The following is a 7,830-nucleotide window of genomic DNA, read 5'->3' on the forward strand; positions in this document are numbered from 1 at the left end:
AGGCATGTGCATTGAAAAATAATACGAATTCATAATTCGTCGCAACTTTGGGGGAATCACATTGAAATTCAGACCTTGTATAGATATGCATGATGGAAAAGTGAAGCAAATCGTGGGCGAGACGCTCAGTACGGACAAGCATGCGGTCGTGGAAAATTTCGTTTCCAGCCATCATTCCGTTTATTATGCCGAAATGTTCAAGAGGGACGAGCTCGTTGGCGGGCATGTCATTATGCTGGGCGGCGGCAACGAAGAGGAAGCGGTTCGCGCCCTCCAGGCGTATCCGGGCGGCTTGCAAATTGGCGGAGGCATTCATGCAGGCAATGCCCAGCACTACCTTGTGCAAGGCGCATCGCATGTCATTGTGACCTCTTACATTTTCAGCAATGGGCAGCTTAATAAAGACAATCTGGAGACGATTGTCGCTGAAGTGGGCAAAGACAGATTGGTCATTGATTTGAGCTGCAAAGAGCGTGACGGCAAGTGGTATGTGGTGACGAACCAATGGACACAGTTCAGTGATTTTGAAGTGAATGAAGCTAACATTCGTATGCTGGAGCAATATTGTGATGAGTTTCTCATTCATGCCGTTGATGTGGAGGGCAAGCAGAGCGGTATCCAGCAAAGCTTGGTGAAGGCATTGGCGCAATGGGTGACAATCCCTTGTACTTATGCGGGCGGCGCTCGTTCGCTGGCTGACCTGGAGCTGTTCGAGAGCCTATCTGGCGGTAAGCTGGATATTACAATCGGCAGCGCATTGGATATTTATGGCGGCGCCTTGCCATACGAGCAGGTTGTTGCTTATTGCCAGAGCTAGTAAGCAATCAATGACAGGAGGAGAATGAAAATGTGCCGAAACATTAAGCCTTTGTTTAACTTTGACCCTCCAGCAACGGAATATGAAATTATGGCAGCCTCGCTGCAATTTGTACGCAAAATATCCGGCTATAACGCACCATCGAAAGCGAATGAGGAAGCCTTCCGCATCGCTGTTGCAGAAGTGGCGGCTGCAGCAGAGAAGCTGATGAGTTCGCTTGTGACGAATGCCGAGCCGCGCAATCGCGAAATCGAGATGGAGCGTGCCCGCGCCAAATCGGCCAAACGCTTTGGTGCAAGCAACGAATAGTAGCATAAATCAGCAGGAGATCGGGGGATGAGACTTGTACCTCGCTCTCTTTTTTTTCATGCTTGGCAGCATCACGATTAATAATCGCTCCTTTTCTGTTGAGGTGTTTACCGACTGTTCGACGTCCCAGCTTGCGCATAAGCTTCTAAAGCTTGTGGAACGGCCGGAGGCTGGCCGCAATTGAGATCATCCGTAAAGATGATTATAATGAAAGTAAGTTCGCGGTTGTATTACAAATGTGCTTTACACAATTATCCAAATGAAAAGGGGAATTTACATATGTATCCTACACAGCAGCAATTAGAAAATTATGCGGCGCTGGCCATTAAAACAGGTGTCAATGTGCAGAAAGGACAGACCGTTGTCCTGATGACGCCAATAAGCGCAGCCCCGCTGGCTCGGCTGATTGCGATGAAGGCTTATGAAGCAGGAGCCAAGCATGTGCAAGTGGAGTATAACGATGAGGAGCTTGCTCGCATTAAATATAAGCTGGCGCCGGAAGAGGCGTTTGGCGAATACCCAATGTGGCGCGCCAAGGCGTGGGAAGGGTATGTGGAGCAAGGAGCGGCGTTTATTACTATTTATTCGCCGAATCCTGATCTGCTCACGCGAGTGGATGCCAACCGGGTGGCGACCGCAACGAAAGCCGCATCGACTGCGCTCAGCGGCTATCGCGCTGCATTGATGAATCATTCGAACGCATGGACGCTTATTTCTTATCCGACGCCAGAGTGGGCAGCTAAAGTATTCCCGGATGTCTCGCCAGAGGAAGCGGTGCAGAAGCTATGGGAGAGAATTATTGAGGCGACACGCATCGGCCTGGAAAACCCGATTCAGGCTTGGAGCGAGCATAATGCGAAGCTGCTGCAAGTGGTGGAGCTGCTTAATGGCAAGCGTTATCGTCAACTGCGCTATGAGGCGCCGGGTACGGACTTAACGATAGATTTGCCGGAAGGCCATATCTGGCTAGGCGGGGCAAAGGCGAATGCCAAAGGCGTGCTGTTCAATCCGAATATGCCTACTGAGGAAGTATTTACGATGCCGCATAAGGATGGTGTGAATGGCACGGTTCGCAGCACAAAACCACTCAATTACAATGGTCAGGTTATCGACGGCTTCTCCTTGACGTTCAAGGATGGCAAGGTGACGGAATATTCGGCTGAGAAGGGCTATGAGGCGTTATCGCATTTGGTCGGAACGGATGAAGGGGCGGCAAAGCTCGGTGAAGTTGCGCTTGTGCCACATAACTCGCCCATTTCCAATTCTAATGTTATTTTCTTTAATACCCTCTATGATGAAAATGCTTCCTGCCATTTGGCGCTAGGGCAGGCTTATCCGGTTAATCTTGCCGGCGGCACAACCATGTCACCAGAGGATTTGCTTGCACATGGGGCGAATCGCAGCTTGGTGCATGAAGATTTTATGATCGGTTCAGCTGAGATGAACATTGACGGCATCACGCAGGATGGATCGGCAGAGCCTATTTTCCGGGGTGGCAACTGGGCCATTTAAATGTCTAAAGCAAAAGGAGCGGTCCCGGTGAGGGTCTCTCCTTTTTTCTTAAACGCTTGTGTTAATAAAGCTTTTTTATAAAATCCGACCTCTTGACTCGTTTAATCATTTCAGTTATTGTAATGTAAATTATAAAGCTTTTATCATAAACATCATGCAATTGCGTTGACCAAGAAAGAAGCGCTCCAGCTTCGCTGTCCAGAGAAGAAACCCACCGGCTGAAAGGTTTCTCGTCGCGAACGAGCCTTCTCCTGCCTTGCGAGCTGTGACGGGAATTCAACCGTTGCCGGTACATGCCGTTATCATGTTTGAGGATCGCCTGGCTTGCTGTTGGCTTTGCGGTCAAACTAGGGTGGTATCACGACACATTCGTCCCTGACGATGTGTCTTTTTTGTTTTTTCATACTAAATGATGGTTGGAAAAGGGGAGTGCGGCTCATGCGCCAAAGTCAATTATTGCTTCATACATTACGGGATTCACCTGCGGACGCCGAGGTGATGAGCCATCAGCTTATGCTGCGTGCTGGATACATTCGCCAGCTTGCTGCGGGAATTTATACGTATTTGCCGCTTGGAAGGCGCGTGCTGCGCAAAGTGGAGACGATTGTGCGGGAGGAAATGGACAGGGAAGGAGCTCAGGAGCTGCTTATGCCTGCGATGCAGCCGGCTGATTTATGGCAGAAATCCGGGCGCTACACCGCCTACGGCCCAGAGCTGACTCGATTGAAGGACCGCCACGAGCGTGAATTTGTATTAGGACCAACACATGAGGAGGTCATCACTTCCTTAGTAAGCAACGAAATCAGCTCTTACCGGAGGCTGCCCGTCACCTTGTATCAAATTCAGACGAAGTTCCGGGATGAGCGGCGTCCGCGCTTCGGCCTGCTGCGCAGCCGGGAATTTCTAATGAAGGATGCTTATTCCTTTGATACGGACTGGGAGGGACTGGACGCTTCCTATTGGAAAATGTACCGAGCCTATGAACGGATTTTCAATCGTTGCAGCGTTCATTTCCGTGCAGTCGAGGCTGATGCCGGAGCCATCGGCGGAGAAGGCGGAACGCATGAATTTATGGCGCTTGCGGATATTGGCGAAGATACGATTGCAGTGTGCGACAGCTGCGCTTATGCTGCCAATTTAGAGAAGGCAGTGTCTGCAGCAGTGTCGTTTGAGGCGAGGCAAGTGGTCAGGACTATGAATAGCGAGCAGCCAGTGGAAAAATTTCATACTCCTAATATGAAGACCATTGATGAATTGGTTCAATTGCTGGACGTAACAGCAGCTGATATCATCAAGACCCTAATATGTCTCGTGGATGACCGCCTAGTTGCCGTTCTCATTCGGGGCGATCATGAAATGAACGAAATTAAAGTGAAAAATGCGCTAGGCGCCGAAAACGCAGCTATTGCCGATGCCGATATCATTCAGTGGCTGACAGGAGCGCCAGTAGGTTTTATTGGACCGATCGGACTCGATCTTCCTTTGCTCGTTGATGATGCAGTTATGAAAATGACGACTGCTATCGCCGGGGCGAATGAGCTGGACTACCACCATCGTCATATCGTTCCTGCGCGGGAGTTTGCTCCCCAGCATATTGGCGACTTCCGGAGCGCGGCCGAAGGAGACGGCTGTCCGCGCTGTGACGAAGGAAAGCTGCAATTTTTCCGCGGCATTGAAGTGGGGCATGTGTTCAAGCTGGGCATCAAATACAGCGAAAAGCTTGGCGCTGCTTTTCTTGATCAAGCAGGCAAAAGCATGCCAATGATAATGGGCTGCTACGGGATTGGCGTATCGCGCATTTTATCCGCTGCGGTAGAACAGCACCACGATGCGGCAGGAATAGTATGGCCACTGGCACTTGCTCCGTACCACGTACATCTGATTCCGATTTCTGTGAAGGATGAAACGCATATGAAGGTAGCCCAGCAAATTTACAATGAGCTGCAGAGCAGTGGGGTGGAAGTATTGCTGGATGACCGGGAAGAGCGGCCAGGCATAAAATTCAAGGATTCGGATCTGATCGGTATTCCACTGCGAGTAATTATTGGCAAAGACGCGGAGCAGGGGAAAGTCGAATTTGTTCAGCGTAAGGGTAATCAGAAAGAGCTCATTATGATCGAAGAGGCCGGTGAACGCATTCGCCAAATGGTATTGGAGAAATAGTACAATAAGACTTTTAACGGTTATAACCAACTTGTGCAGCTGAATGTATGTTTATTAAAATATAAGCGGCTTCATGAAAGAGCATTCTCGCAAATGAGAATGCTCTTTTTTACGATGCCTAAAGCTAAGTGATGCGAAAAAATACGTTCAAACCATTTTTTTGTTCTGAAAATGTTTTAAAATGCAACTAAATAGTTAGTTTCATTGAAAAACTTAAAATAACTGTTGCTAAAATGGTCATGTTGATTTACACTCACTAATGTAAGCGCTTCGCATTATGTGCATGAAAAGTTTAGGAGGATACGAGATTCCGCTAGCAATTGAGGGAAATTATCCCGCCTTATCGACTCCTTTTACAAAAGACAAAGAGGTAAATGAGGCTGGATTAAAACAGCTTTTCAATCGATTGATTGTTGCAAAAGTAAACGGTATCTTCGCTTTAGGAACGAATGGGGAATTTCATGTTCTGTCCCGCGAGGAAAAATTAAACATAACCAAACTCGTTGTTGAATTATAAAACGAATCAGGAGGGATAACGAATGCTGAGTGTTTATCAATTTCAGACAGCAGACCGAATCATTGCCGGAGCGAACACCTTGTCGCAGCTGAGGGAGCATTTGCCTGCTATTCATCCTCGCATTCAGCGCGCCTTGATTGTTACGCAGCCAACGGTTCAGCGCAAGGGCTACTCTGGCGTCATTGAGCAGCAGTTAACGGAGCAAGGCATCGCCTTTGACGTATGCACAGCGATTTTACCAGAGCCGACGGCGCAAAACATAGAAGAAACGTTCGCGGCATATAACGGCAATCGCTATGAAATCATCATCGGCCTTGGTGGCGGCAGTGTGCTGGATGCGGCCAAGATTTTATCCGTGCTGATGACGAATGAGCAAAAAATTGCTGACATGCTTGGCACGAATGTAGTGGCTAAGCCCGGAGTGGCTACCGTATTGATCCCGACGACATCCGGCACAGGCTCAGAAGTGACGCCGAATGCAATTGTTACTTTCCCTGATCAGGAGCTGAAAATCGGGATTGTCAGCCCCTTTCTGCTGCCGAAGCTCGTTATTCTTGATCCGGTGCTGACGCTGGAGCTGCCAAAGCCGATAACGGCTGCAACAGGCATGGATGCGTTCACGCATGCGCTGGAATCTTTTATTTCGAACAAAGCTAATTATTTCAGCGACATGTTCGCTTTGGAGTCTATCCGCCTCATATCGTCAAGCATTATTGAAGCTTACGAGAATGGTTCATCACTAGAGGCGCGTGAGAAAATGCTGCTTGGTTCAACGTATGGCGGGATGGCGCTTACCGCAGCAGGAACGGCGGCTGTTCATGCACTTGCCTATCCGCTTGGAGGCAAATATGGCATTCCGCATGGCGTAGCCAATTCGATGCTGCTGCCTGGTGTGATGGCGTTTAATATGGATCATTGTGTAGACCGGCTCCATCTCGTTGCTGGGCCAATGGGCATTGAGACAGCCGGACTTGAGCCTGAAGCAGCAGCGCACCGTGTCATCGCGAAAATTCGCGAGTGGACAGAGAAGCTGGAAATCCCGCAGGATTTAACCGCCTATGGCGTACAGGAGGAAAATGTCGAGGCCTTAGCGCAAGCCGCTTCACAGGTTACGAGACTGTTAAACAACAACCCGAAGGTGCTTAGCCTTGATGATATGAAAATGATTTATCGCAGCCTGATTGTGAAAACAGATTAGCCAATATATGAACAAGCAGCCCTTTGACCTGATCGATAAAAAAATAGACAGCACAATTCGTGGAAATTTTGGTGCTGAGCTAAATGCGATGTCAGGTGTCATTCAGCCTGACTTTAAGTCGCAGATTCAGTTGCTGAGGAGGATTTGGAGCAGCGGGCGAATGCGCTGGCACAGCTGGTCAGATGAATCATCTTAACGAAGGCTGGAAATTTGGTTCAGATCGAACGATGGAGCATGTCATCAAAAAACTGCATGGAGGCGAACGGGTATGAGCAAACCGATAATCGGTATTACAATGGGGGATGCCGCTGGCGTCGGTCCGGAAATTATTGTGAAGGCGCTGCAGCATGAGGAAGTGCTGAATATTTGCCATCCAGTCGTGATCGGTGATGCGAAGAGCATGCGGAGGGCTATCGAGCAAACCGGTGCAGCCTTTACGGTTCACACGGTAAGCAGCACAGCGGAATGCGAATTTAAGCCAGGCGTCATTGACTGCTTTGATCTAAATTTGCTGCCTGTAGATTTAAAGCAGGGCGAAGTATCTGCGGTTGCGGGAGATGCTGCGTTCCAATTTATTCAAAAAGCGGTTGAGCTGGCGCAGGCCGGCGAGCTGCAAGGTGTATGTACCGCTCCATTGAATAAAGAAGCGCTGCACAAGGGCGGACATCTGTACCCGGGGCATACGGAAATTTTCGCTGAGCTGACCGATACGCAAAATTATTCGATGATGCTGTCGTCGCCGAAGCTGAAGGTGATTCATCTCACGACGCATGTCGGACTGAGAAAAGCGATCGACAATATTACGCCAGAGAGAACGCTAACCGTTCTTCGCCTTGCTCATGCTACGTTGACTAGAGCGGGATATGACCGTCCGCGCATTGCGGTATGCGGCATAAATCCTCATGCGGGGGAGAACGGCTTGTTTGGTGAAGGGGAAGAGGAGGAAAAGCTCATTCCCGGCATTCAACAAGCGATTGCAGAGGGGATTAATGCAAGCGGTCCTTATCCGGCTGATACGTTGTTTTACCGGGCGGTGCGCGGAGACTTTGATATCGTCATTGCCTGCTACCATGATCAAGGTCATGTGCCTATTAAAGTTCTGGGGCTGGAGGAAGGCGTCAATATTACGGTTGGCTTAAAAGGCGGATTTATCCGCACTTCTGTGGATCACGGCACGGCCTTTGATATTGCGGGGAAAAATATAGCCGATGAGAGAAGCATGCTTGCCGCCCTTGCATCTGCTGTCGAGCTGTCGCCGAAATAAACGCGGTCCTAGAATTAACCGGACGAAACAAGGGGCTGTCCAGAAAGTCA

The 7,830-nt window shown here is 49.3% G+C and carries 7 protein-coding genes; all 7 read left to right on the forward strand.

Going from position 1 to position 7,830, the window contains the following annotated elements:
* Window positions 1-61: 61 nt before the first annotated feature.
* The 7 genes from hisA (at window position 62) to pdxA (ending at window position 7,780) form a co-directional block, all read left to right on the forward strand.
* Window positions 62-817 (forward strand): phosphoribosylformimino-5-aminoimidazole carboxamide ribotide isomerase, encoded by a 756-nt coding sequence (gene hisA, locus ABEW34_RS13930; RefSeq protein ID WP_430159669.1) that lies wholly within the window; start codon window positions 62-64, stop codon window positions 815-817.
* A gap of 30 nt (window positions 818-847) precedes the next feature.
* Window positions 848-1,126, forward strand: a complete 279-nt coding sequence (locus ABEW34_RS13935; RefSeq protein ID WP_430159672.1) for a DUF2277 domain-containing protein — start codon at window positions 848-850, stop codon at window positions 1,124-1,126.
* Between the two features lie 279 nt (window positions 1,127-1,405).
* The gene (locus ABEW34_RS13940) at window positions 1,406-2,638 is read left to right on the forward strand and encodes an aminopeptidase (protein WP_430159673.1); all 1,233 of its coding nucleotides are present in this window, start codon (window positions 1,406-1,408) and stop codon (window positions 2,636-2,638) included.
* A 438-nt stretch (window positions 2,639-3,076) separates the two neighbouring features.
* Window positions 3,077-4,801, forward strand: coding sequence for a proline--tRNA ligase (locus ABEW34_RS13945; RefSeq protein WP_430159675.1), 1,725 nt, complete (start codon window positions 3,077-3,079; stop codon window positions 4,799-4,801).
* Between the two features lie 277 nt (window positions 4,802-5,078).
* Window positions 5,079-5,318 (forward strand): dihydrodipicolinate synthase family protein, encoded by a 240-nt coding sequence (locus tag ABEW34_RS13950; protein WP_430159678.1) that lies wholly within the window; start codon window positions 5,079-5,081, stop codon window positions 5,316-5,318.
* A gap of 22 nt (window positions 5,319-5,340) precedes the next feature.
* Window positions 5,341-6,516, forward strand: coding sequence for an iron-containing alcohol dehydrogenase (locus ABEW34_RS13955; protein ID WP_430159681.1), 1,176 nt, complete (start codon window positions 5,341-5,343; stop codon window positions 6,514-6,516).
* Window positions 6,517-6,784: 268 nt separating this feature from the next.
* Window positions 6,785-7,780: a 4-hydroxythreonine-4-phosphate dehydrogenase PdxA gene (gene pdxA, locus ABEW34_RS13960; protein WP_430159683.1), complete on the forward strand. Its 996-nt coding sequence runs from the start codon at window positions 6,785-6,787 to the stop codon at window positions 7,778-7,780.
* Window positions 7,781-7,830 lie beyond the last annotated feature (50 nt).

The organism is Paenibacillus algorifonticola, assembly GCF_050481745.1.
GTDB classification, from domain to species: domain Bacteria; phylum Bacillota; class Bacilli; order Paenibacillales; family Paenibacillaceae; genus Pristimantibacillus; species Pristimantibacillus algorifonticola_A.

Coding starts and splice junctions, on each gene's coding strand:
- pdxA (WP_430159683.1), top strand. CDS start 6,785: ATGAGCAAACCGATAATCGGTATTACAATGGGGGATGCCGCTGGCGTC.
- ABEW34_RS13945 (WP_430159675.1), top strand. CDS start 3,077: ATGCGCCAAAGTCAATTATTGCTTCATACATTACGGGATTCACCTGCG.
- ABEW34_RS13940 (WP_430159673.1), top strand. CDS start 1,406: ATGTATCCTACACAGCAGCAATTAGAAAATTATGCGGCGCTGGCCATT.
- ABEW34_RS13950 (WP_430159678.1), top strand. CDS start 5,079: ATGTGCATGAAAAGTTTAGGAGGATACGAGATTCCGCTAGCAATTGAG.
- ABEW34_RS13955 (WP_430159681.1), top strand. CDS start 5,341: ATGCTGAGTGTTTATCAATTTCAGACAGCAGACCGAATCATTGCCGGA.
- ABEW34_RS13935 (WP_430159672.1), top strand. CDS start 848: ATGTGCCGAAACATTAAGCCTTTGTTTAACTTTGACCCTCCAGCAACG.